1 pseudogene is annotated in these 536 nt (G+C 70.5%); it reads right to left on the bottom strand.

Features of this window, described 5'->3' with window-relative positions:
• Positions 1-63: 63 nt before the first annotated feature.
• Positions 64-536 (bottom strand): annotated as a pseudogene (locus ABD323_RS45010) (hypothetical protein); the annotation flags it as partial.

A 536-nucleotide genomic window follows, 5' to 3' on the forward strand; every position in this document is an offset into this window, starting at 1 on the left:
CCTGTTGGTAGTTGGCCCCGCCGACCCAGCGGTCGCCCAGGTACGGCCGGACCTCGTGGAAGCTCATCTCGACCGCGCGCCACATCGGCAGGAACTTGAACAGCGCGAAGAGCACCAGCGCCGGGGCCAGGAACAGCCAAGGGGTGAGCCGGCCCCGGGCCCAACCGGCGGAGGGCCTAAGCCCCACCAGGATCCGACCCCCTGCTTCGTCAGCTCGGCCGCGAAGGTCCCCGCCAGCTTGCCGAGCACCGCCTTGGGGTCGGAGCCGCAGTCGGCCACCATCCCGTTCAACGCCTCGGCGGAGGCCTGCCGGAACGGGGTCCACTCCTTCACCACCGGCACGTACCGGCCCGCCTCGCGGTAGACCTTGTCGAAGACCAGCCAGCGCTGGTCCTTGCGGACGGCCGCCAGGTCCATGCCCTTGTTGACGGGCAGTCGGACCACGTTGCCGTCGGTGTCGCCCGCCATCCCGATCGTCTGCCCCTCGGGCGAGACCAGGAACTCGGCGTACCTCTGCTGCCCGGTGCGGTTCTTCG

This window comes from Kitasatospora nipponensis (assembly GCF_039528135.1).
In the GTDB taxonomy this organism is placed as follows: Bacteria; Actinomycetota; Actinomycetes; order Streptomycetales; family Streptomycetaceae; genus Kitasatospora; species Kitasatospora nipponensis.